This is a genomic window from Brenneria populi, from assembly GCF_036016195.1.
Lineage (GTDB): Bacteria > Pseudomonadota > Gammaproteobacteria > Enterobacterales > Enterobacteriaceae > Brenneria > Brenneria populi.
Genome location: NZ_JAYWTM010000001.1, coordinates 26,595 through 48,511, shown reverse-complemented (window position 1 = coordinate 48,511; position 21,917 = coordinate 26,595). Strand labels below are relative to the sequence as shown.

22 protein-coding genes and 1 riboswitch are annotated in these 21,917 nt (G+C 58.5%); of the genes, 7 read left to right on the top strand and 15 right to left on the bottom strand.

Going from position 1 to position 21,917, the window contains the following annotated elements:
* On the top strand, positions 1-1,107 hold the full coding sequence (locus VSX58_RS00235) for an ABC transporter permease (RefSeq protein ID WP_327616282.1): 1,107 nt from the start codon (positions 1-3) through the stop codon (positions 1,105-1,107).
* A gap of 62 nt (positions 1,108-1,169) precedes the next feature.
* Here VSX58_RS00235 and VSX58_RS00230 read toward each other — a convergent pair whose 3' ends face one another.
* The 7 genes from VSX58_RS00230 to moaA all read right to left on the bottom strand — a co-directional run bounded on the left by VSX58_RS00230 (position 1,170) and on the right by moaA (position 5,339).
* Positions 1,170-1,574 carry a YkvA family protein gene (locus tag VSX58_RS00230; RefSeq protein WP_327616281.1) on the bottom strand — a complete coding sequence of 135 codons (405 nt, stop codon included), beginning with the start codon at positions 1,572-1,574 and terminating at the stop codon, positions 1,170-1,172.
* A 132-nt stretch (positions 1,575-1,706) separates the two neighbouring features.
* The gene (locus VSX58_RS00225; protein WP_327615520.1) at positions 1,707-2,417 is read right to left on the bottom strand and encodes a Bax inhibitor-1/YccA family protein; all 711 of its coding nucleotides are present in this window, start codon (positions 2,415-2,417) and stop codon (positions 1,707-1,709) included.
* Between the two features lie 187 nt (positions 2,418-2,604).
* Positions 2,605-3,075, bottom strand: coding sequence for a molybdopterin synthase catalytic subunit MoaE (gene moaE, locus VSX58_RS00220; RefSeq protein ID WP_327616280.1), 471 nt, complete (start codon positions 3,073-3,075; stop codon positions 2,605-2,607).
* 2 nt (positions 3,076-3,077) lie between these two features.
* Positions 3,078-3,323 carry a molybdopterin synthase sulfur carrier subunit gene (moaD, locus tag VSX58_RS00215; RefSeq protein ID WP_327616279.1) on the bottom strand — a complete coding sequence of 82 codons (246 nt, stop codon included), beginning with the start codon at positions 3,321-3,323 and terminating at the stop codon, positions 3,078-3,080.
* Positions 3,320-3,802: a cyclic pyranopterin monophosphate synthase MoaC gene (gene moaC / locus VSX58_RS00210; protein ID WP_327616278.1), complete on the bottom strand. Its 483-nt coding sequence runs from the start codon at positions 3,800-3,802 to the stop codon at positions 3,320-3,322. The genes moaD and moaC overlap by 4 nt, the downstream gene beginning before the upstream one ends.
* Positions 3,803-3,809: 7 nt before the next feature.
* A complete protein-coding gene (moaB, locus tag VSX58_RS00205; RefSeq protein WP_327616277.1) occupies positions 3,810-4,322 on the bottom strand; it encodes a molybdenum cofactor biosynthesis protein B in 513 nt (170 codons plus the stop codon).
* Between the two features lie 27 nt (positions 4,323-4,349).
* The gene (gene moaA / locus VSX58_RS00200; RefSeq protein WP_327616276.1) at positions 4,350-5,339 is read right to left on the bottom strand and encodes a GTP 3',8-cyclase MoaA; all 990 of its coding nucleotides are present in this window, start codon (positions 5,337-5,339) and stop codon (positions 4,350-4,352) included.
* Positions 5,327-5,475: riboswitch (molybdenum cofactor riboswitch) on the bottom strand. (Overlaps the previous gene by 13 nt.)
* Positions 5,476-5,949: 474 nt before the next feature.
* Between moaA and VSX58_RS00195 the strand changes: the two genes are divergently transcribed.
* A complete protein-coding gene (locus VSX58_RS00195) occupies positions 5,950-6,858 on the top strand; it encodes a gluconeogenesis factor YvcK family protein (RefSeq protein WP_327616275.1) in 909 nt (302 codons plus the stop codon).
* Between the two features lie 18 nt (positions 6,859-6,876).
* Here VSX58_RS00195 and VSX58_RS00190 read toward each other — a convergent pair whose 3' ends face one another.
* From VSX58_RS00190 to VSX58_RS00175, 4 genes are all read right to left on the bottom strand, one after another.
* Complete coding sequence (locus VSX58_RS00190) at positions 6,877-7,323, bottom strand: VOC family protein (protein WP_327616274.1); 447 nt, start codon at positions 7,321-7,323, stop codon at positions 6,877-6,879.
* Positions 7,324-7,472: 149 nt separating this feature from the next.
* The gene (locus VSX58_RS00185; RefSeq protein ID WP_327616273.1) at positions 7,473-9,008 is read right to left on the bottom strand and encodes an FAD-dependent oxidoreductase; all 1,536 of its coding nucleotides are present in this window, start codon (positions 9,006-9,008) and stop codon (positions 7,473-7,475) included.
* Positions 9,009-9,609: 601 nt separating this feature from the next.
* On the bottom strand, positions 9,610-11,619 hold the full coding sequence (gene uvrB / locus VSX58_RS00180) for an excinuclease ABC subunit UvrB (RefSeq protein ID WP_327616272.1): 2,010 nt from the start codon (positions 11,617-11,619) through the stop codon (positions 9,610-9,612).
* Between the two features lie 793 nt (positions 11,620-12,412).
* Positions 12,413-13,324 carry a DMT family transporter gene (locus VSX58_RS00175; RefSeq protein WP_327616271.1) on the bottom strand — a complete coding sequence of 304 codons (912 nt, stop codon included), beginning with the start codon at positions 13,322-13,324 and terminating at the stop codon, positions 12,413-12,415.
* A 295-nt stretch (positions 13,325-13,619) separates the two neighbouring features.
* Here VSX58_RS00175 and VSX58_RS00170 point away from each other — a divergent pair, with 295 nt between their 5' ends.
* The gene (locus VSX58_RS00170) at positions 13,620-14,402 is read left to right on the top strand and encodes an AraC family transcriptional regulator (protein WP_327616270.1); all 783 of its coding nucleotides are present in this window, start codon (positions 13,620-13,622) and stop codon (positions 14,400-14,402) included.
* A gap of 55 nt (positions 14,403-14,457) precedes the next feature.
* Here the strand turns inward: VSX58_RS00170 and bioD are convergent, their stop codons facing one another.
* Genes bioD through bioB form a run of 4 tightly spaced genes read right to left on the bottom strand, consistent with a single transcriptional unit; the run spans position 14,458 to position 18,113 of the window.
* Positions 14,458-15,138 (bottom strand): dethiobiotin synthase, encoded by a 681-nt coding sequence (gene bioD, locus VSX58_RS00165; RefSeq protein ID WP_327616269.1) that lies wholly within the window; start codon positions 15,136-15,138, stop codon positions 14,458-14,460.
* Positions 15,131-15,889, bottom strand: a complete 759-nt coding sequence (gene bioC / locus VSX58_RS00160; protein ID WP_327616268.1) for a malonyl-ACP O-methyltransferase BioC — start codon at positions 15,887-15,889, stop codon at positions 15,131-15,133. The genes bioD and bioC overlap by 8 nt, the downstream gene beginning before the upstream one ends.
* Complete coding sequence (gene bioF / locus VSX58_RS00155) at positions 15,879-17,027, bottom strand: 8-amino-7-oxononanoate synthase (protein ID WP_327616267.1); 1,149 nt, start codon at positions 17,025-17,027, stop codon at positions 15,879-15,881. Before bioF ends, bioC begins: the two co-directional genes overlap by 11 nt.
* A gap of 45 nt (positions 17,028-17,072) precedes the next feature.
* Positions 17,073-18,113: a biotin synthase BioB gene (gene bioB, locus VSX58_RS00150; protein WP_327616266.1), complete on the bottom strand. Its 1,041-nt coding sequence runs from the start codon at positions 18,111-18,113 to the stop codon at positions 17,073-17,075.
* 93 nt (positions 18,114-18,206) lie between these two features.
* Here bioB and bioA point away from each other — a divergent pair, with 93 nt between their 5' ends.
* The 4 genes from bioA to cdd all read left to right on the top strand — a co-directional run bounded on the left by bioA (position 18,207) and on the right by cdd (position 21,768).
* A complete protein-coding gene (gene bioA, locus VSX58_RS00145) occupies positions 18,207-19,496 on the top strand; it encodes an adenosylmethionine--8-amino-7-oxononanoate transaminase (protein WP_327616265.1) in 1,290 nt (429 codons plus the stop codon).
* A gap of 117 nt (positions 19,497-19,613) precedes the next feature.
* Positions 19,614-20,021 (top strand): CidA/LrgA family protein, encoded by a 408-nt coding sequence (locus tag VSX58_RS00140; protein ID WP_327616264.1) that lies wholly within the window; start codon positions 19,614-19,616, stop codon positions 20,019-20,021.
* Positions 20,021-20,716: a CidB/LrgB family autolysis modulator gene (locus tag VSX58_RS00135; protein ID WP_327616263.1), complete on the top strand. Its 696-nt coding sequence runs from the start codon at positions 20,021-20,023 to the stop codon at positions 20,714-20,716. The genes VSX58_RS00140 and VSX58_RS00135 overlap by 1 nt, the downstream gene beginning before the upstream one ends.
* A 164-nt stretch (positions 20,717-20,880) precedes the next feature.
* Positions 20,881-21,768: a cytidine deaminase gene (gene cdd, locus VSX58_RS00130; protein WP_327616262.1), complete on the top strand. Its 888-nt coding sequence runs from the start codon at positions 20,881-20,883 to the stop codon at positions 21,766-21,768.
* Positions 21,769-21,917: the final 149 nt, after the last annotated feature.

The following is a 21,917-nucleotide window of genomic DNA, read 5'->3' as shown; positions in this document are numbered from 1 at the left end:
ATGTTTCATCGCCTGTGGACATTGATTATCAAGGAACTTCAGTCGCTGCTGCGCGAACCGCAAACGCGCGCCATACTGATGCTGCCCGTGGTGATCCAAGTGGGGCTGTTTCCCTTCGCCGCCACGCTGGACGTCACCAACACCACCATCGCCATCTACAGCGAGGATAACGGGCAGGCTGCCGTCGAGCTCACGCAGCGTTTCGCCAAGGCCAAAGCGTTCTCCAACGTGCGGCTGCTGCATGCGTCGCAGGAGATCGCGCCGACGATGGATAACCAGCGCGCGTTGCTGGTCATCCGTTTTCCGCCGCAGTTTTCCCGCAATATCGCCCGCGGCGAAAGCGCCGCCCTGCAGATTATATTGGACGGCCGCCGTTCCAACAGCGCCCAGATCGCCGCCGGCTACGTGCAGAAAATCGTGCGGGATTACCAGCTCGAACTGCTGGGCGACAGCGCGAAAATCAACAATAGCGAGCTGGTGGTCCGCCACTGGTATAACCCGAATCTGGATTATAAATGGTTTGTGGTGCCTTCGCTGATCGCCCTGATCACCACTATCGGCGTACTGATCGTCACCGCGCTGTCCGTCGCCCGCGAGCGTGAACAGGGAACGCTGGAACAGTTGCTGGTTTCGCCGCTGTCGACCTGGCAGATATTTGTCGGTAAGGCGGTGCCTGCGCTGATCGTCGCCACCTTCCAGGCCACCATCGTGCTGCTGGCCGGGATCTTCGCCTACCAGATCCCCTTCGCCGGCTCGCTGCTGCTATTTTACCCCACTATCCTGATTTACGGCCTGTCGCTGGTCGGGTTCGGGCTGCTGATCTCCTCCGTTTGCGCCACCCAGCAGCAGGCGTTTATCGGCGTATTTGTGTTTCTGATGCCGGCGATTTTGCTATCCGGCTATGTTTCGCCGGTGGAGAACATGCCGCAGTGGCTACAGAACGTCACCTGGATTAACCCTATCCGCCACTTCACCGAGATCACCAAGCAGATCTACCTGAAAGACGCCGATTTTTCGATCGTCTGGAAAAGTCTGTGGCCGCTGCTGGTGATTATCGTCACCACGGGGTCCGCCGCGTACGCCATATTCCGGCGCAATATCGCCTGAGGCGGAATAGGACGCGGGCGATGAAAAACGGCGGCTGAATCGGGCGTCTCAGGCCGGAGGCATTAGAAGGAAAGCCGGCTTAAATAGCGCATTAGCCATAGCAGGGCCAGGGCCCACAGCGCGATAATCAGCGCCGCCGCCCAATAGCCGGAACGCCGGTCGATGCTCGCCTGCGCTTTGCCGCGCAGCTCCGCCAGCAGCGGCTTCGGAATCAGGCGTATCGCCAGCATGATGCCGAGCGGCACCAGAATCGCGTCGTCCAGATACCCCAGCACGGGTATAAAATCCGGGATCAGATCAATAGGCGAGATGGCATACCCCACCACCAGTATGGCGACGATTTTTGCATACCAGGGCGTGCGCCGATCGCGGGCGGCCAGCCACAGCGCATAAGTATCGCGCTTGATGCCGCCGGCCCAGCGGCGCAACCGGCTCAGCCAGGGAGTGCGTTTTTTTAGTGGAAACATAGTTGCGCCATACCAGTAGGCAAAAGGGCTACCCGTTGCTTAATGCGCATATCGCGTACCTGCGGGAAAGCGAATCCCCGCGGCAAGGCGGGGATTCGCTGAGGGCGCGGCTGGCGCAAGCGCAGGGAAAACTTAACGACGGTTGCCGAAAATGCGCAGCAGCATCAAGAACAGGTTGATAAAGTCCAGATACAGCGTCAGCGCGCCGACGATTGAGTATTTACGGAAGTTATCCTTGTCATCCACGGCCAGCTGCGCGCCGATGCCTTTCAGTTTCTGCGTGTCGTACGCCGTCAGACCGACGAACACCACCACCCCGATATAGGTCACCGCCCACATCAGCGCGTCGCTTTTCAGCCACAGGTTAACCAGCGAAGCCAGCACAATGCCGATCAGCGCCATAAACAGCAGGCTGCCGAAGCCGCTCAGGTCACGCTTGGTGGTGTAGCCATACAGGCTCATGGCCCCGAACATGCCGGCGGTGATCACAAAGGTGCTGGCGATCGACTCGCCGGAGTACAGAATAAAAATGCTGGAGAGCGTCAGTCCGGTCAACGCCGAATAGAGCATAAACAGGCTGGTAGCCACCCCGCCGCTCAAGCGCTGCACCATCCCGGAGATAACGAACACCAGCCCCAGTTGAACGATGATCAGGCCGAAGAAAGTAATCTGGCTGGAGAAAACGAAATTGAGTACGGCAGGCGTGTTCGCGGCATACCACGACACAAACGCCGTAAGCAGTAATCCGCAGGTCATCCAGCCGTAGACCTGCGCCATATAGGCTTGAAGACCCGTCTGCGCGCGTTCGACAATCGAATCGCCCGAGCGTGGATATCTGTCCATGATGCTACCTTTGTTTGCAGTAAGTTATAACGTAAGAGACGGCGCGTCGCGCCTAATGCCGATCGTTTAAGCATCGAGATACCCGGGGCGAGGCGTCCCTGCGGGAACCTCCTCCGGCGTTTCTCCTAAAACCGGCCTAAGCGACCAGCATTCCGCGTCTCGCCTTCTTTTATCCTAACACATAAATTCAGTCGCTTCCGGCCTCTGACCAGCGCCGCGCCGCCTGCGCGTCGCTGGCGCGCGACGCCACCCAGCGTTCGCCCTCCGCCGTAGCCTCGCGTTTCCAGAACGGCGCGCGCGTTTTAAGGTAGTCCATAATAAACTGCGCCGCGTCAAACGCCGCGCTGCGGTGCGCGGCGCTGACGCCGACAAAGACAATCTCATCGCCGGGATAGAGCGCCCCGATGCGATGAATAACGCTTACCCGCGGCAGCGGCCAGCGTTCGCGCGCCAGCGCGACAATCTCATCCAGCGCCTTTTCCGTCATGCCGGGGTAATGCTCCAGCGTCAGCGCGCTGACGCGCTCAGCCAGATTATGGTTGCGTACCTTGCCGGTAAAGGTCACCACCGCGCCGTCTTCATCGCTTTGCGCCAGCCAGCGGTACTCGTCGCCCACATCAAAATTTTCTTCGCCCACGCGAATTCGCGTCTCCGCCATGATTATCCTCCCGTTACCGGCGGGAAAAAGGCGACTTCATCGCCGTCCCGCAGCGGGTGGCGCATCTCTACCAGCGACTGGTTGACCGCCGCCAGCAGCCTGCCGGACTCCAGCGCCAGCGCCCAGCGCTCGCCCCGGCCGCACAACGCCAGGCGCAGTTCCTCCACCGTGGCGTAGTGCGCCGGCAGCGTCATGCCGTCCGTATCGGTCAGTTCGCGCACCTGGGCGAAAAACAGTACGTTAATCATGATGCGTCCGCCTTAAAATCGCCGGATTTGCCGCCGCTTTTCGCCAGCAGGCGCACCGGGCCGATCGTCATATCCTTCTGTACCGCTTTACACATATCATAAATCGTCAAGGCCGCGACCGAAGCCGCCGTCAGCGCTTCCATTTCCACCCCGGTTTTCCCGGTCAGGCGGCACAGCGCTTCGATGCGCACCCGATTATGCTCGGGCTGGGCCTCAAGCTCCACCGCCACGTTGCTCAGCAGCAGCGGATGACAAAGCGGGATCAGCTCCCAGGTGCGTTTCGCCGCCTGAATGCCGGCGATGCGCGCGGTGGCGAACACGTCGCCCTTGTGGTGGCGGCCCTCGATAATCATCGACAGCGTCTGCGGGGCCATGGCGACAAAAGCTTCCGCCCGCGCTTCGCGCACGCTGTCCGCCTTGGCGGAGACATCCACCATCATCGCTTCGCCGTCGGCGTTAATATGCGTCAGTTGTGACATCGTTATCTTACTTTTTCAGATGAGGATAAAAGTTACAGGGCTTCTGGCGCGCGTCCAGCTGCTCCCGAATGATGCGCTCCCAGGCGGTGCGGCAGGCGCGGGTGGAGCCCGGCATGGCGAAAATCGCCGTCTGATTGGCCAAACCGGCGAGCGCGCGCGATTGTATCGTGGCGGTGCCGATATCTTCATACGACACCATGCGAAACAGTTCGCCGAAACCTTCGATCTGGCGATCGAACAGCACGCCGACCGCTTCAGGCACCACATCGCCGGCGGTAAAGCCGGTGCCGCCGTTGATCAGGATCGCCTGAACGTCGTCGTCGGCGATCCACGCCGAGACCTGCGCCCGAACATGATAGAGGTTCTCTTTGACGATAGCGCTGGCGACAATGCGGTGGCCGGCGGCCTGCGCGGCTTCGCGCAGATAGTCGCCGGAAGTGTCGTCGGCTGACGTCCGCTTCTCCGATACGGTAAGCACCGCAATATTAAGAGGAATAAATTCGCTACTCGCCTTACTCATATCTGACTCCTTACGAAATGCGCCGGCTTAACCGCCGATAAACGACAGGTTGCGCGTGATGCCGCTGTTGCCCTGATGCAGAAAATGGGTCTGTTTTTTGGCCGATAACCCGCCGGAAATACGCGTTTTCAGCGCGTCGAGCTGGCCGTCGTCGGCCAGCAAATCGCGCAGCGGGATGCCCTGCTCGCCGAACAGGCAGAGATGAAGATTGCCGATGGCGGAAACGCGCAGGCGGTTGCAGCTCAGGCAGAAATCCTTGGCATAGGGCATGATAAGCCCGATCTCCCCCTGATAATCCGGGTGGCGGAATACGCGGGCCGGGCCGTCGCTGCGGCCCCGGAGCTGTTCGCACCACCCCTGCCGCAACAGTTTACTCAGGATAACGTCACCGGAAATGTGACGCTGCTGAAATATTTTACGCCCTTCGCCGGTCTCCATCAGTTCGATAAAGCGCAGTTGAATCGGCCGATCTTTAATCCATTGCAGAAAGGTATGCAGGCTGGCGTCGTTCACATCGCGCATCAGTACGGTATTGACCTTCACCTTGCTAAAGCCGCAGGCGAAAGCCGCATCGATGCCGTCCATCACCTGCCGGAACTTATCCTGTCCGGTAATCGCATGAAATTGACGCGCATCCAGGCTATCCACGCTGACGTTCAGTCCGGTCAGCCCGGCGTCGCGCCATTGCGCGATATCGCGGGCCAAACGATAGCCGTTGGTGGTGACGGCCAGCGTGCGGATCGCCGGATTTTCGCGGATCGCCGCGATAATTTCGACGAAATCCCGACGCAAAGAGGGCTCTCCGCCGCTGAGGCGCACCTTTTCCGTGCCTAATTGCGCAAACGCGCGGCTAACGCGGCGAATTTCGTCGAGAGACAAAAAACGGTGGGCTTTGGCGCCGTTCGGCCGATAGCCGTCCGGCAGACAATAGGTACAGCGAAAATTACAGACATCGGTAATCGACAGGCGCAAATAGTAAAACTTGCGCGCAAACGCATCGGTCAGTTGACTCACCATAAACACCTTTCCAAATACGGGAGATGCAGGCATTTCTACCTCGCACCCTGGTGACGCTAACGGTCACGGCCAGGGCGCCTTATCATGCGTTACCCACGCATCACTTAGGCGCCAAGGCTAGGAGTTTGATTCACGCCGGCGATGCGGCGGTCAGCGTCAAATCGCCGGCGTGGATCATAAGTTTCGGCTATAAGTTTAGCCCTGAACATGGCGCATAGTCACTTAAAAATACGGTATATAGTTTGATATATAACGTTTTTTCCCGCACGCCAGCTTACAGCATACGGAAAAATAATTCGCGCACGTTGCCGCAGGTCACACCGGCGCGATGATCTTTCGCCTTTTCCATCGAAATCAGCTACCTTACCGGCGGGCGGCGGTCGTCGTCTTCCCGGTTTAGTTATACCCTAAATAATTCGAGTTGCAGGAAGGCGGCGACGCAGCGACAAATTCGTCAGGAGCGAATTTGACCAGCCAAAGGCTGGCCTGGGGTGAGCGACAAATCTGCCGGGAGCAGATTTGAACGCCGCTCAGCGGCGGCCCCAACGGGGCGAGTAACAAAGCCAACGCGCATGCAACTTGCAGTATAACGGGTATATTAAGGGTAATTATGTTCAAACGCACATTGACCGATCTCGATCGGGTCGTCGCCCTGGGGGGCGGACACGGCCTGGGCCGGGTCATGTCTTCGCTCTCTTCGTTGGGTTCCCGCCTGACCGGCATCGTCACCACCACGGATAACGGCGGCTCGACGGGCAGAATCCGCCGCGCTGAAGGCGGCATCGCCTGGGGCGATACCCGCAACTGCCTGAATCAGCTGATTACCACGCCGAGCGTCGCCGCCGCCATGTTTGAATACCGCTTTAACGGCAGCGGCGAACTGGCGGGGCACAATCTGGGCAACCTAATGCTGAAAGCGCTCGATAATCTGAGCGTGCGCCCGCTGGAGGCTATTAACCTGCTGCGCAATCTGCTGAAAGTGGACGCGTTTTTAATTCCGATGTCCGAGCAGCCCGTGGATTTGATGGCGATTGACGATCGGGGCAATCCGGTATACGGCGAGGTCGAAGTCGATCGGCTGCCCGGCTTGCCGCAGGATTTGATGCTGTTTCCCTCCGTTAGCGCGACCTTTGAAGCGCTGGAGGCCATTCACGCGGCGGATCTGATTCTGATCGGCCCCGGCAGCTTTCTCACCAGCCTGATGCCGCCGCTGTTGCTTGACGATCTCAGCCAGGCGCTGCGCGACACCGCGGCGCCGATTATTTATATCGATAATCTGGGGCGGGAGCTTAGCCCAAGCGCAGCCAATATGACGCTGGCGCAGAAGCTGGCGATGATGGAAAAACACCTGGGCGAAAAGCGTATCAGCATGGTGATTATGCCGCCCGGCCCGGCGAGCGTGCCTGACGGCCGTATGCTGATCCAGCAACCGCTGGAGGCGAGCGATATCCCTTATCGCCACGATCGGAAATTACTCTACGCCGCCATTGAAAGAGGACTATCCGCGCTCGCCGGCTAAGCGCACGGACGCCGTGCCCTATCGGTCGGATTCGCCGTCGCGCAGCCAAGGCGTCGCGGTGACGCCGACCAGCATCCCTTCGGGACTCAGGAAGCGCGTCACCCGCTGCCCCCAGGGTTCCAACCGATTCTCCACCAGCAACCGGTAGCCCTGTTTTTTAAGCGCCACAGTCGCCGCATCTATATCGGCAACGTCAAACTCCAGCCAGCTCTGGGGGAGGGGGAGATCGGACGGCCACTGCGGTTGTCCGAAACATGACTCGCTGGCCTGCGTTAACGGCCACAGCGCAAAATGCTTCGCCCCGTCAATTTGGTCCGTGACCAGATAATCATCGTTTCCCGCTAACGGCTTCAACGGCAGACGCAGCGTGTTAACGTAAAGTTCATGACTGTCGGGAAGCGATTTGACGATAGGACCGAAACCGGCGATAAACAACACCTCTATACCGGGTATGGACATTGCCATTTTAACTCCTCGAAATAAATTTAATTCATTTTCTCCGATCAGAATACACCAATAGCGGATAAGAGCGGCAAGGATAGTGGTTCGAAGAACCAGACCGCTGCCGCTCTATTTACCTCATCGACCTACGAATCAGACCGCAAGCCACGGCGTCACGCCGTTTTGACCGCCGCCTGACGTTTTTTATTCAACTCATCGGCGCAGGTAATGCCATAGATAGTCGCGGCGGTAAGCTGAGCGCCCACAATATAGTCATCGTAAAACAGCCCGCCAATCGAATTACCGATGGCATAAAGCCCGCGGATGGTTTTCTTTTCGCCGTTAAGCACTTCGGTTTTGACATTCACCAGCGGCCCGCCGAAGGTCGCCGTCATCCCGCCCTGGAATGGAAAAGCGTAGAAAGGCGCTTTGGCGATAAGCCGCGGATGTTCCAGCGTCAACGGAGGATTAAGCTCGCCGGTGCGCTTTTGGCTAATGGCGTCGTTGTACTCTTTGATGGTGGCGACCAACGCCTCAGGATTAATGCCGGCGGCTTTGGCCAGCCCTTCGATGGTATCGGCCTGATACACCGGCGCTTTGTTTCTCTCATAGCGGGCAAAACGCTCTTTTACCATCGCCGAGGACGCTTTGGACGCCTCATCGATGATGATGAAAGCCAGATTTTCCTTTATCAGCCTGGCGGTTTCTTTGGCAACGCGCACATAGGTGTTCACTTCGTCGATGTAGCGCTTGCCCTCTTTCGTCACCAACGGCCCGTAGTTCACCAGAATGGAGGGATTCGCGCTGCCATAAATCGGGCCGGCATGGAACTGGTCGATATTGACCATTTTGGCGTACAGCGGCCGCGTAAGGTTCAGGTTCTCCCCGGTGATGATTCTGGAGCCGCGGATCGGCATCTGCGCCGCCCACCCGCCCATATAGGCGGTAACGAGATCTTCCGAGGCGTGGAAACCGCCGGTTGCAAGCACGACGCCATACCTGGCTTTCAGGTTTTTAATCCCGTCATTGTCCACAACCTTAACGCCCGTGACCGAAAATTTGTCATCGGTCAGCAGCTCAAGCGCTTTGGTATTGGTTAACACGGGAATGCCTCTGGCCTTAACCTGCTCAAAAAGCTGTATAACCAGCTGCGAACCGCCGGGCTTGGAAGGACCGTCCACCACATGGCTGCGCCCCCTAGCCGGATAGGCCTCGGTTTCGATTTTCGCCCATTTGATGCCGACGACATCGGTCAGCCATTCCAGCGCGGCGTCGCAATGCCGGACAAAGTAGCGCGTCAATACCGGATCGCCTTTTCCCTGCGACATCTTGATCATGTCATCATAGAAAAGCTGCTCGCTATCCTCGGTATTGACCCCCTGTTCCTTTTGAAACCGTGTTTTTAATCCCAGAAAATGCCCGCCGGCATACATGGTGTTGCCCGCCGGCCGCGACATTTTTTCAATCAGCAGCGGTTTCAGCCCCAGCTCCGCGGCGTGAATGGCGCAGACCATGCCCGCGCAGCCGGCGCCGAGGATTACGGTATCGAACTCAGACTCGCCGCCCGCCGCCGACGCGGCGAGCGCATTGCCGGACTGCGCCGCCTGTGCGATGCCCGTCGCCCCCAGCAGTGAAAGCGCTCCGACCCCGGCGGTGGCGATGCCCCCCGTGATAGCCTCGCGGCGGGTTATCTTTTTATCAAACGTCATTGTTCTTTCCTCTCGCTAATATCAACAAATTATCAATGCCCAAAATCGCAACGCATGATAATTATTTATACGCTCATGATATTTGCTCAGGAAACAAACGCGTCTATTAATGATTTTTTTCAAATATTATTTGAATTTATTTCTCCCCTACCGATAATTGTTAACGTCGTCACAGAATTAATATGAATTTTATATTTACCGACTCGCAGTAGAAAATGAAAAAATAAAGACGCGGCGATCTTCTCCGGCGATCGAATGCCGCAACGGGTTGGTTAACAGAGTGTTTCACATAGTTGAATGTATTGGATAATTTTTTAATGTAATAGGTGGCGCGAATGCGATAAATAAAGCCAACAATCATTAGCTTTATTTAACAAACGCGATTTATTCGCAGCGTGAATAAGATAATAGCCGCCGTATCATCCGTATATTCCGATGGGACTTCAAGCTGCATATACGCTGGCATTATCGCTCCGCGCCGGAATTATTTTAGGTATATAGCGCGCGATGATCCGCCCCATAGAAAAAACGGCCGTCATCCATTATTAACCCCACAGGATGACGGCGACGGCTGCCGACGCTTTCACGCCCTCTCGCGGCGTCAGGACGCGGCGATAAATTGCGCGCGCAGGGCCTGAACCCGATCGCGCAGTTCGGCGGCCTGCTCAAACTCCAGATTCTGCGCGTGCGTCATCATTTTACTTTCCAGCTCGCGAATCTTCTGCTCCAGCGCTTTCGGCGTCAGCAGCTGATAGTCGGCGGCGGGTTCGGCGGCTTTCTTAGCCCGGCCTTTGCCCTTGTGCGTCGGCTGCCCAATCTGAAGAATATCGGCAATTTTCTTGTTCAGCCCCTGCGGTACGATACCGTGCTCCCGGTTGTAAGCCTGCTGCTTCTCACGGCGGCGCTCCGTTTCGCCGATCGCCCGCTCCATTGAGGGCGTGATTCTGTCGCCATAAAGAATCGCTTTACCATTCAGGTTGCGCGCCGCGCGGCCGATGGTCTGAATCAGCGAGCGCTCGGAACGCAGAAAGCCCTCTTTATCGGCATCCAGAATCGCCACCAGCGACACCTCCGGCATATCCAGACCTTCTCGCAGCAGGTTGATGCCCACCAGCACGTCGAACTCGCCCAGCCGCAGATCGCGGATAATCTCGACGCGCTCCACGGTATCGATATCCGAGTGCAGATAGCGCACCCGCTCGCCATGCTCTTCCAGATACTCGGTCAAATCTTCCGCCATGCGTTTGGTCAGCGTGGTGACCAGCACCCGTTCGTTCGCCGCGGCGCGCCGGCGGATTTCCGACAGCAGATCGTCCACCTGGGTGGCGACCGGTCTGACTTCCAGCTCCGGATCGAGCAGCCCGGTGGGGCGAACCACCTGATCGATCACCTCGCCGCCGGATTTTTCCAACTCGTAGTTCCCCGGCGTCGCCGACACATAGATGGTCTGCGGCGCCAGCGCCTCAAACTCCTCAAACTTCATCGGTCGGTTATCCAGCGCCGACGGCAGGCGAAAGCCGTACTCCACCAGCGTCTCCTTGCGCGCCCGGTCGCCGCGGTACATGCCGCCGATCTGCGGAATAGTGACGTGGGATTCGTCGACCACCAGCAGCCCGTCGGCCGGCAGGTAGTCAAACAGCGTCGGCGGCGGCTCGCCCGGACCGCGTCCGGAGAGATAGCGGGAGTAGTTTTCAATGCCCGAGCAATAGCCCAGCTCATTCATCATTTCCAGATCAAACTGCGTCCGCTGGCTAAGACGCTGCTCTTCCACCAGTTTATTGTTCTCCAGCAGTATCTTGCGGCGCTCGGCCAGCTCGACCTTGATATCCTCCATCGCCTGCAAAATACGCTCGCGCGGGGTGACGTAGTGCGTTTTAGGGTAGATGGTATAGCGCGGTAGGGTCTGCATAATCTGCCCGGTCAGCGGGTCGAACAGCGACAGGCGCTCCACTTCCTCATCAAACAGCTCGACGCGCAGCGCCACGTCGTCCGACTCGGCGGGGAAAATATCGATCACTTCGCCGCGCACGCGGAAAGTCCCGCGCTGAAACGCCTGGTCGTTGCGGGTATATTGCAGCTCCGCCAGCCGCCGTAAGATGGCGCGCTGATCGATAAGCATCCCCTGCGTCAGATGCAGCATCATTTTCAGATACAGATCGGGATCGCCCAGGCCGTAAATGGCGGAAACCGAGGCGACCACCACTACGTCGCGCCGTTCGAGCATCGCTTTCGTCGCCGAAAGCCGCATCTGCTCAATATGTTCGTTAACCGACGCATCCTTTTCGATAAAGGTATCGGAGCTCGGCACATAGGCTTCCGGCTGATAGTAGTCGTAATACGAGACAAAATATTCCACCGCGTTATCCGGGAAAAAGGCTTTCATTTCCCCGTAAAGCTGGGCGGCCAGCGTTTTGTTGGGCGCCAGCACCATCGTGGGACGATTCAGATCGGCGATGACATTGGCGATGGTAAAGGTTTTCCCCGAGCCGGTTACCCCCAGCAGGGTCTGGTGCGCCAATCCGTCCTCTAATCCTTCCTTTAAGCGGCGAATGGCTTCCGGCTGATCCCCGGCCGGTTTAAATTCGGAATTCAGTTTGAATACTTTACTCATAATCGAATACGTTTCTCTTGGATGGCTACCGGATGGCAGGCGGATGAAGCCGGACGGCAAGCGCTGACGCTCAGGCTATTATGAGAATCAATCGCCGGGATTGCCACCGTCATGATACTGGATATAAAAACAGCATCAAGAGGATTATCGCCCGCGCGCGACTAAATCGGTAAAACGCCCGCCGGCGACTTTTAATTCACGCATCATCCCCGTCATTATTTATCCCCAGATTAATGAGTTCGCTAATCTGCCGCCCGTTTTTTGCCGCTAATTTACCCAACGACGCGACATCGCGGCCCCAGGGGCTTGATTTTAAATAACGCAGTGATTTTAAAAGAATTAGCGAAAAAGCGGAGAATAACGTCAACCTGGCGGAAAGCCGCGTCAGCTCTCGCCTGGCATAGTTTTTATATCTCTAATACACACAGTTATCCACAGAAATAGTGGATAACTCCCACAACCCCGCATCCGCCCTGAGTTGCCGAAATACTACCGTCATCTAACGGCAACACCGCGACCGATTTTCTTCATTTTTTTTCTGCAATTTATCTCATAAATATTAGGCCGAAAATGATAATAACAAGGGCGGGGAAATAAGCGCGAAGTCAGCGCTGTCAAGGGCTAAGTCAGTTTTTTTAAGCTGTTTTTTTCTTCAGCTCAATGATAAATACGACGCTAATTATCAGCCGGGAATAGCGATACATATTTACCGCTAGCGCAATCTTTTTTTGCTCGCCATCTTGCCAATGGACGAATGCGGATGACTTAAGCCGCTTTTTAGGGTGTTGATCTTTTAATCGGCGGTCTCGTTATCCATCCCGGTCTTAGGCGCAGAACCGAATAAGGGTATGCGCAGACGCTGGGCCAGAATGACGCCGAGCAGCGCCATGCCGCCGCCGACCAGATGGTAAGTCCGCAGGTGCTCGTTCAGGAACGTGGTGGCGATCAGGGCGGTGAACACCGGCATCAAGTTGATGAAAATGGCGGTATTGTTCGCTCCCAGCCGGACCAGGCTCTGGAGCCACAGGAAGGGCGCGACCACGGAAGCCAGGATACCGGCGAACAGTATCAGCGGCAGATTTTGCGCCGTCAGTTGCACCTGATCCGCCAGCAGGAAGTTCGGCAGCAGCAGCAGCGTGCCGAAGGCAATCTGCATATACAGCGACACCAGATTGGGCAGCGGAATACTCCAGCGTTTAGCGAGCACGCCATACAGCGCGTAAGCGATAGCGGCAATAAACATCATCAGTTCGCCGGAGCCAATGCCTTGAGAAACAATCTGCCCCGGGTTCCCACCGCTGATAAGCCAGACGATGCCGCAGAATGAAAGCACCGCGCCGGTCAGCATGCCCAGGGTGGGCGCCAACTTGAGAATGGGGATACTAAGCAGTACCGTCAGTAGCGGAACCAGCGATACCATTATCCCCATCATCAAGGCGCTGATGCTGTGGGCGGCGTAGTACGCCAAACTCTGGTATAGCACCATGCCCAGCAGTCCCAACACCAGCAGCTTGCACCAATGCCGGCGGATACTCGCCCGGTGGCGATGCAGACCGGGCAGAAGAAACGGCGTCAGCGTAATCAACGCCAGCAGCCAGCGATAAAAGGAGATGGCCGCCGGATCGATAACGGCGGCGGACAGCTTGTTGACCACGATATTGACCGACCAGATCAGCACCGTGACAAGAGGGAACAGCATATTCATAACTCTCGTTCTCATTAGCATAGCGACATACGCAGTATACTTCTGTCTTATTTGTTCTATATAATGAAAACCAGACATTAATCGACGTTAACAAGACAAATATCAGACCGTTGACAAAGTCAGATATTACTCGCCCCTCCGGCGGGGCTCGTCCTTCGGGCCGCCGCCAGCGGCGATCAAAAACGCATGCGTTTTTGTCGGGGAAATACGGGGAGGTTCCCGCTTACGACGCCTCCCCCCGTGGTCGCCCCGTGTATCTCGCTCTGACAAACGGGTTTGTCAGCAAACTCCCAATATGCCCGAACAGCGAATCTATCACCCTCCGCACACGCCTGAAACCGTACCGCCGTTTGGCGTTTTTTTCCACAACGAACAGGTCAGCGCCGATACGGAATATCTGCCCCATAGCCATTCATGGGGGCATCTGATTTATGTGACGTCCGGCGTCATGGTGCTGAATATCCAGGGCAAACGTTTTTGGGCTCCGCCGGAGTTCGCTATCTGGGTACCGTTGGGGATGACGCATTCCTGCTATAACCGCCGTCAGGCGGCGTTTAACACCATCAACCTGACCGATCGCCTGTGCAAAGAACTGCCTGACTTTCCCTGCCTGCTGGAAGTGGGGCCGATATTCAAAGCGATCGTCGATGACTTTTTGGCACGCAATATGCTGGTGCCGCAGGGGAAAACCGCTCTCCGACTGTGTCGCGTGATGCTGGATCAGATGCGGGCGGCGCCGCGTCGATGCAACTATTTACCGGAGACGGACGACAAACTGCTGGCGCCCATTCTGCGCCAGTTGGAACAGTGCCCCGGCGATAACCGCACGCTGGCGCAGTGGGCGCAGCAGGTTTACAGCACGGAGCGTACCTTATCCCGACGCTGTCAGTCCGAACTGGGCATGTCGTTCAGCGAATGGCGTCAGCGGCTACGGTTTTTACGCGCGTTGGCGTTGTTGCGCCAGGGTATGACGGTGCAGGCGGTGGCGTTGGACGTAGGCTATAACTCCTCGTCCGCGCTGATAGCCATGTTCCAGAAAATTGCCGGCTGCACGCCGGAACGCTACCGGAATCAGTGATGAGCGTCGCATAATTTTCTTCCCATGCCGGAACATATGCGCTCCCCGGCGTTTTTTATCGCGCCAGGCGCGTCAAATCAATATACCGCCCCAGAGGATGCGACAGCGGGTTCGGCAGGTGGGGGATCTCCCCCAGCATCGGCGCCGGTATACGCCGCTGCAAACTCTCCAGATATTCCCGATGCCGCGTTCCCGGCGGGGCAATGTCGTTGGCGATCCAACCGCTAAGCGTCAGGCCTGCCTGCCTGATGGCGCCGGCGGTCAGCAGAGCGTGATTAATGCAGCCAAGTTTGATTCCCACCACCAGAATAACCGGCAAGCGTTCCCGCGCCACCCAGTCGGCGAACGTCTCCTGCTCGGACAACGGCGTCAGCCAGCCGCCCGCCCCCTCCACCAACAGCCAGTCGGCCTGCGACGCCAATGCCTGAAGCCCGGCGGAAAGCGCGGCCAACGAAATCGGCCGCCGCTCCGCCGCGCTGACGATATGGGGCGACGTCGGTTCAACAAAGGCGTACGGATTGACGCGGTGATAATCCAGCCGCACGCCGCTGTTGGCCTGAAGCGACAGCGCATCGCCGTTGCGTATCCCGTGCGCGGTGACGTCGCAGCCGGACGCCACCGGCTTATAGCCTGCGGTGCGGTACCCCGCCTGATTGGCGGCCTGCAGCAGCGCGCTGCTGGCGATGGTTTTGCCGACCTCGGTATCCGTTCCCGTTACGAACCAGCGTTTAATCACGATAAATCACTCCATAAACCAGTTGATAACTCAGCGGATATCCATCCTCTTGCCGATACGCCGCCGCCAGCGCCTGCAGCCGCGATCGGCTGAGCAGGCCAGGAGAACGCGCCTGATGCAGCCAGGTGGCGCCGATGCCCTTCAGCGATTTCAGCACCGCCAGCACGTCGGGGAAGCGGCAGGTTACGCGCTCCTGATGCAGCCGGTAGCGATAGCGGCGACAGGCGGCGTCGATCGCCTCGACGGGCAGAAAGCGGTTCACCCGGCGGCTGCCGTCCAAACGGTGCCAGGCCTGCGCCAGCTCCGTCAACGATCCGTCGGCCAGCGTGGAAAAGGCGACCACGCCGCCTGGACGGGTGACGCGATACAGCTCGGCCAGCGCAGCGGGTAGATCATCGCACCACTGCACCGCCAGATTGCTGTAGCTGATATCCATACTGCCGTCCGCCAACGGCAGATTTTCGATATCCCCCAGCAGATATCGCGCGGCGGAGCGGCTTGCGGCGGCGCGATCCAGCATGGCGGCGGAGAGATCCAGCGCGGTCACCGTTTTCCCCAGTTGCCGCCAGCGGCGGCTGAAGTGTCCGGTGCCGCAGCCGGCGTCCAGCACCCCTTCCCCCTGGTGGGAAGCGACCATGTCGAGCAGCCGCTCGCCGCAGGCGCGCTGCAGCTCGGCAAAGCGGTCATAGCTGCCGGCCGCCCGGCCGAATGCTCTGGCGATGGCCTGCTTATCGTGCATTTCAGTCCGCATGGCGCAGCACCGTCAGCAGCCGTTCGATATCTTCCGGCCGGTGCGCCGCCGTCAGCGTAATTCTCAGGCGCGCGCCGCCGGGGGGAACAGTCGGCGGACGCATGGCGCTGACCCACACTCCCTGCGCGCGGATCCGCGTCATTAATGACAGCGCGCGCGCATTATCGCCGACCACCAGCGGCTGAATGGCGCAGTGGGAGTCCATCAGTTGCCAAGAGGCGGCGTCGCATCCGGCGCGAAACAGATCGATATTGCGCCGCAGCGCCGCCCGCAGATCCTCGCCCTGCCGGATACAGTTCAGCGCGGCGCTCAGCGCGCAGGCCTGCGCGGCGGGCATGGCGGTGCTGTAAATCAAATGGCGGGCGAATTGCAGCAGATATTCCGCCAGCGGCTGCGCGCACAGCACGGCGGCGCCGCTGACCCCGAAGGCCTTGCCGAAGGTGACGATCAGCAGTTCGGGCCGCACGCCCTGAAGCCGGCAGCTCCCCCGTCCCTCTTCGCCCAGCACCCCGATGCCGTGCGCGTCATCCACCATCAGCCATGCGCCGCGTTCGCGGCACAGCGCGTGCAGCTGCGGCAGCGGCGCAGTGTCGCCGTCCATGCTGAATACGCCCTCGGTCACCACCAGCGTTTGCCCTTCGGCGGGCGTTTCCAGCAGCCGGCGCAAGGCGCTCTCATCGTTGTGGGCGAAGCGCCGCAGCGTCGCCGGCGAGTGCGCCGCCGCTTCCAGCAACGAGGCGTGGCTCAGCCTGTCGGCCAGAATACGGTCGCCCGCCTGCGTTAAGGCCGCCACCGCCGCCTGGTTCGCCGCGTAGCCGGAAATAAACAGCAGCGCACGCGGATAGCCCAGCCAGTCGGCCAGCTGTTGTTCCAGCCGCGCGTGGGCGTCGCTATAGCCGGTGACGTGGCCGGAGCCGCCGCTGCCGACGCCGTAGCGCGCCGCGCCCTGCTGCCAGGCCTGAATAATATCGGGGTGACGGCTCAGCCCCAGATAGTCGTTGCTGGAGAAGTTGAGGTAACGCCGCCCGTCCAGCTCCAGCCAGCGGCCATTGCCGCCCTGATTCGCCTGGCGCGTGCGGTAGGCGTCATCCGCGCGCCGTTTCTCCAACGCCAGGGCGATACGCTGCTGCCAGCTCATAAGACGGCCCGTCCCTTTCCGCGCGCCTTATCTCCCCGGCGCTTCCTATACCGCGGCATTGTAGAACTGCTCCGTATCGGCATGGGTGGTTAACTGCTGCGTCAGCCGCTGCTGCTGCTGGTTATCCCCGTATTCGGTCTCGGTTTCCTGCGGGTTCAGGCCCAGCTTGCGAAACAGCATCAGATCCTTGTCTTCTTTGGGGTTCGGCGTAGTGAGGAGTTTGCAGCCATAGAAAATGGAGTTGGCGCCGGCCATAAAGCACATCGCCTGCGTCTGTTCGTTCATCTGTTCGCGTCCGGCCGATAAGCGCACGTATGACGTCGGCATCATAATGCGCGCCACGGCGATGGTGCGGATGAAATCGAAAGGATCGACGTCGTCGTTATCCGCCAGCGGCGTACCTTTTACCTTGACCAGCATATTGATCGGCACGCTTTCCGGCGCCTTGGGCAGATTAGCCAGCTGCACCAGCAATCCCGCACGATCGCGCACCGTTTCCCCCAGGCCGACAATGCCGCCGGAGCACACTTTAATACCGGCGTCGCGCACCTTATCCAGGGTGTCCAGGCGCTCCTGATAGCTGCGGGTGGTAATAATGCTGCCGTAAAATTCCGGCGAGGTATCCAGGTTATGATTATAGAAATCCAGACCCGCCGCCGCCAGACGTTCGGCCTGATCGCCGTTCAGGGTGCCCAGCGTCATGCAGGTTTCCATCCCGAGCTCTTTGACGCCCTGCACCATTTTTTCCAGATACGGCATATCGCGCTCGTGCGGATTTTTCCAGGCGGCTCCCATGCAGAAACGGGTTGAACCGGCGGCTTTCGCCTGACGCGCCGACTCAAGAACCTGCTCTACCTGCATCAGTCGTTCGGTTTCAATTCCCGTGCGATAGCGCGAACTTTGCGGACAATATTTACAATCTTCGGGACAGGCGCCGGTCTTGATAGACAACAGCGTGCTCACCTGCACCTGCCGGGGATCAAAGTGCCGGCGGTGAACCTGTTGGGCCTCGAACATCAGCTCCAGAAAGGGTTTGTCAAAAAGGGTCTGCGCTTGCTCAAGCGTCCAGCGAATGCGGTCAGCCATATCGGCATCTCCAAAATAAAAACACTTCGCCAGTTTAAATTAACCCTTTATACTGTCAACCAACTCGAACTCATTTTAGTTTACGAAATAGTCATGACCCCTGAAGACCTCGCTTTCGACCAGCGCCACATCTGGCACCCTTACACCTCAATGACCCAGCCGCTGCCCTGTTATCCGGTGGTTTCCGCCAGCGGCGTCGAACTGCGGCTCGATGACGGGCGCCGTCTGATCGACGGCATGTCCTCCTGGTGGGCGGCGATCCACGGTTATAACCATCCGGTCATCAATCAGGCGCTGGAACGGCAGCTGTCCCAGATGTCGCACGTGATGTTCGGCGGCATCACCCACCCTCAGGCGGTGGCGCTCTGCCGGCGGCTGACGTCGCTCGCGCCCGAGGCGCTGGAGTGCGTGTTTCTGGCGGATTCGGGCTCCGTCGCCGTCGAGGTGGCGCTGAAAATGGCGCTGCAATACTGGCAGGCGCACGGGCAGCCGCGCCGGCGCTTTCTGACGCTGCGCCACGGCTACCACGGCGATACCTTCGGCGCCATGTCGGTCTGCGATCCGCAGAATTCGATGCACAGCCTATATCAGGGGTATCTGCCCGAGCATCTGTTCGCCGATGCGCCGCGGTGCCGATTCGACGGCGTCTGGCATGAGGAAGATACCGCCCCGCTGCGCGCGCTGCTGGCGGAGCACTCAGAGCAGATAGCGGCGATAGTGCTGGAGCCGATCGTACAGGGCGCCGGCGGCATGCGCTTTTATCATCCGCGTTATCTGCAGCGGGTGCGGGAACTTTGCGATCGCTACGGCCTGCTGCTCATCGCCGATGAGATAGCCACCGGCTTTGGCCGCACCGGCAAATTATTTGCCTGCGAACACGCGGGCATCACGCCGGATATCATGTGCCTGGGGAAAGCGCTGACCGGCGGTTATCTGACGCTTTCCGCCACGTTGACCACCCGGCAGGTGGCGGAGATCATCAGCAACGGCGCGGCCGGCTGTTTTATGCACGGCCCGACCTTTATGGGAAATCCGCTTGCCTGCGCGGCGGCCAACGCCAGCCTGTCGCTGCTGGCGGAAAACCGCTGGCCGCGACAGGTGGCGGCCATCGAGCAGCAGCTACGGCAGGCGCTGACGCCGTTAAGCGCGGCGCAGACGGTGGCGGATGTGCGGGTGCTGGGAGCGATCAGCGTGGTGGAGATGCGCAGCCCGGTCAATATGGCGCGGCTACAGCGCTTTTTTGTCGAACAGGGCGTGTGGATCCGTCCATTCGGCCGGCTGATTTACCTGATGCCGCCTTTTATTATTCATCCGGAGCAGTTACGTCGGCTTACCGATGCCGTCGGCGCGGCCGTATCCGACCGGCGTTTATTTAGCGACTGAGCCGCAAACCCCGGTTTAACGCGAGCGCCAATCGGCGGACAAAGGAAAACTTGTGATCGGTGGCACACTAATTTTATTAGCGTTATGATTAGCCCATCCGTTAATCAGGACTTCTCCATGCGTAATACCATCACCCTTTGCTGGCAGTATTTACGCGCTTTCGCATTGATTTATCTCTGTCTGTTCGCAGGCAATGCGATATCCGCGTTACTCCCAATCGTTATTCCGGGCAGCATCATTGGTATGCTGATTTTATTTGCTCTCCTTGCTTCGCAGATCCTGCCGTCAGACTGGGCCAAGCCCGGCTGCCATCTGTTTATTCGTCATATGGCGATGTTGTTTGTGCCGATCGGCGTGGGCGTGATGAATTATTACGACCTGCTTAGCCAACAGTTTGGTCCAATTGTCATCTCCTGTCTGGTCAGCACCTTTTTCGTCATGCTCGTCGTTGGTTTCAGCACTCAGATTATGCAGCGTGAACACGCCATCGGAGGCGAAAACGAACTGCCTAAGGACAAAGAATAATGCTCGCTTATATCTGGTGGTCGCTGCCGCTCACCCTGCTGGTCTTTTTCGCCGCCCGCAAGCTGGCCGTCTGGACGAAAATCTCGTTGCTCAATCCCCTGTTGATTTCGATGGCGGTCATTATTCCCATCTTGCTGCTGCTGGATATCCCTTACGACCACTATTTTAAGGGCAGCGAAGTGCTCAACAATCTGCTGCAGCCGGCCGTTGTCGCTCTGGCTTTTCCGCTCTATGAGCAGATACACCAGATCCGGGCGCGCTGGAAATCGATCATCAGCGTCTGCTTTATCGGCAGCGTCGCCGCTATCGTTTCCGGCACGCTGGTCGCATTGTGGCTGGGTGCTTCAAATGAGATTGCCGCGTCGGTACTGCCGAAATCCGTAACGACGCCGATTGCGATGGCCGTAGCCAGTTCGATCGGCGGCATTCCCGCCATCAGCGCGGTATGCGTGATTTTTGTCGGTATCGTGGGAGCCGTCGTCGGACATGGACTGTTCGATCGTGTCGGCATCAAAACCAAAGCCGCGCGGGGTTTATCGATGGGTACCGCTTCACACGCCCTGGGCACCGCCCGCTGCGCCGAAGTCGACTTTCAGGAGGGCGCGTTCAGTTCACTGGCGCTGGTTATCTGCGGCATTATCACCTCGCTGCTCGCGCCGTTTATTTTCCCCATCCTGCTGGCGTTTTTTAAATAAATCGGCGCGCTGCCGCAGGAACGCAGCCCACGGATGGGCCGCGTCGCACGGACTCGAATGATTTAGGATATATTCCGCCGATAACGGGAGCGGTATCATTAACGATGTCTTACCCACGGCCTACTATGGCATTCACTGACTGGTTATCAAAAAGGTAAGCCGCCATGCACCCGCGATTTAATGCCGCTTTTCAACAGTTGCCGGTCCGCTTGCAGCCCGAGCTCAAAACCATTTTCGACCGGCGCGGCTTCTCCGCCGCGCTGAGCGCGGATGAAGTGGAAAGATTGCGCGCCGTCGCCAGGTTCGATACCCGCGAGCTGGCTTTTGCGCTGCTGCCGCTGGCGGCCGCCTGCGCGCTGACGCCCATTTCTCATTTCCAGGTAGGCGCGATCGCGCAGGGCGTCAGCGGCAATTTTTATTTCGGCGCCAATATGGAGTTCGGCGCGGCGCAGCTACAGCAGACGGTGCACGCCGAACAAAGCGCCGTCGCCCACGCCTGGCTGCGCAATGAACAGGCGCTGCGTTCGATTACGGTGAACTACACGCCGTGCGGCCATTGCCGGCAGTTTATGAATGAACTGAACGCCGGCCCGGCGCTGCGCATTCAACTACCGGGCCGGCAGCCCGCCCCGCTCAGCCATTATCTGCCCGACGCGTTTGGCCCCGCGGACCTGAACATCGGCGCGCGGTTAATGGATGAAATCAACCACGCCTATACGCTGCCGGACGGCGATCCCCTGACCCGCGCCGCGCTGGACGCCGCCAACCATAGCTATGCGCCCTACAGCCAAGCGGTCAGCGGCGTCGCATTGGAAACGCTCGGCGGCGATATTTACACCGGCCGCTATGCCGAGAATGCGGCGTTCAACCCCAGCCTGCCTCCCCTGCAGGCGGCGCTGAATCTGATGAATCTGACCGGCGAGCGGCTCACGGAAATAGGCCGGGCGGTCATTGTTGAGCGTCGTAACGCCGCCATCGGCCAGTGGGAAATATCCAGGCTCATATTGACCGAACTCGGCTGTAAAAATGTCACATTGCGTTTCATCGACTGATAATTCGCGCCGTCCGATGTTAATTAAAAGTGCTTGAATCGATACAGCTTTTTTATTTTTTTGATGCAAGTCATATGTAACTATTTTAATTAACATTTTCTGTACATATTTCATAGGTACTTTAAGATTCAAAACACAAAGTATTTCAC

Coding starts and splice junctions, on each gene's coding strand:
- VSX58_RS00235 (WP_327616282.1), top strand. CDS start 1: ATGTTTCATCGCCTGTGGACATTGATTATCAAGGAACTTCAGTCGCTG.
- VSX58_RS00230 (WP_327616281.1), bottom strand. CDS start 1,574: ATGTTTCCACTAAAAAAACGCACTCCCTGGCTGAGCCGGTTGCGCCGC.
- VSX58_RS00225 (WP_327615520.1), bottom strand. CDS start 2,417: ATGGACAGATATCCACGCTCGGGCGATTCGATTGTCGAACGCGCGCAG.
- moaE (WP_327616280.1), bottom strand. CDS start 3,075: ATGGCGGAGACGCGAATTCGCGTGGGCGAAGAAAATTTTGATGTGGGC.
- moaD (WP_327616279.1), bottom strand. CDS start 3,323: ATGATTAACGTACTGTTTTTCGCCCAGGTGCGCGAACTGACCGATACG.
- moaC (WP_327616278.1), bottom strand. CDS start 3,802: ATGTCACAACTGACGCATATTAACGCCGACGGCGAAGCGATGATGGTG.
- moaB (WP_327616277.1), bottom strand. CDS start 4,322: ATGAGTAAGGCGAGTAGCGAATTTATTCCTCTTAATATTGCGGTGCTT.
- moaA (WP_327616276.1), bottom strand. CDS start 5,339: ATGGTGAGTCAACTGACCGATGCGTTTGCGCGCAAGTTTTACTATTTG.
- VSX58_RS00195 (WP_327616275.1), top strand. CDS start 5,950: ATGTTCAAACGCACATTGACCGATCTCGATCGGGTCGTCGCCCTGGGG.
- VSX58_RS00190 (WP_327616274.1), bottom strand. CDS start 7,323: ATGGCAATGTCCATACCCGGTATAGAGGTGTTGTTTATCGCCGGTTTC.
- VSX58_RS00185 (WP_327616273.1), bottom strand. CDS start 9,008: ATGACGTTTGATAAAAAGATAACCCGCCGCGAGGCTATCACGGGGGGC.
- uvrB (WP_327616272.1), bottom strand. CDS start 11,619: ATGAGTAAAGTATTCAAACTGAATTCCGAATTTAAACCGGCCGGGGAT.
- VSX58_RS00175 (WP_327616271.1), bottom strand. CDS start 13,324: ATGAATATGCTGTTCCCTCTTGTCACGGTGCTGATCTGGTCGGTCAAT.
- VSX58_RS00170 (WP_327616270.1), top strand. CDS start 13,620: ATGCCCGAACAGCGAATCTATCACCCTCCGCACACGCCTGAAACCGTA.
- bioC (WP_327616268.1), bottom strand. CDS start 15,889: ATGCGGACTGAAATGCACGATAAGCAGGCCATCGCCAGAGCATTCGGC.
- bioF (WP_327616267.1), bottom strand. CDS start 17,027: ATGAGCTGGCAGCAGCGTATCGCCCTGGCGTTGGAGAAACGGCGCGCG.
- bioB (WP_327616266.1), bottom strand. CDS start 18,113: ATGGCTGACCGCATTCGCTGGACGCTTGAGCAAGCGCAGACCCTTTTT.
- bioA (WP_327616265.1), top strand. CDS start 18,207: ATGACCCCTGAAGACCTCGCTTTCGACCAGCGCCACATCTGGCACCCT.
- VSX58_RS00140 (WP_327616264.1), top strand. CDS start 19,614: ATGCGTAATACCATCACCCTTTGCTGGCAGTATTTACGCGCTTTCGCA.
- VSX58_RS00135 (WP_327616263.1), top strand. CDS start 20,021: ATGCTCGCTTATATCTGGTGGTCGCTGCCGCTCACCCTGCTGGTCTTT.
- cdd (WP_327616262.1), top strand. CDS start 20,881: ATGCACCCGCGATTTAATGCCGCTTTTCAACAGTTGCCGGTCCGCTTG.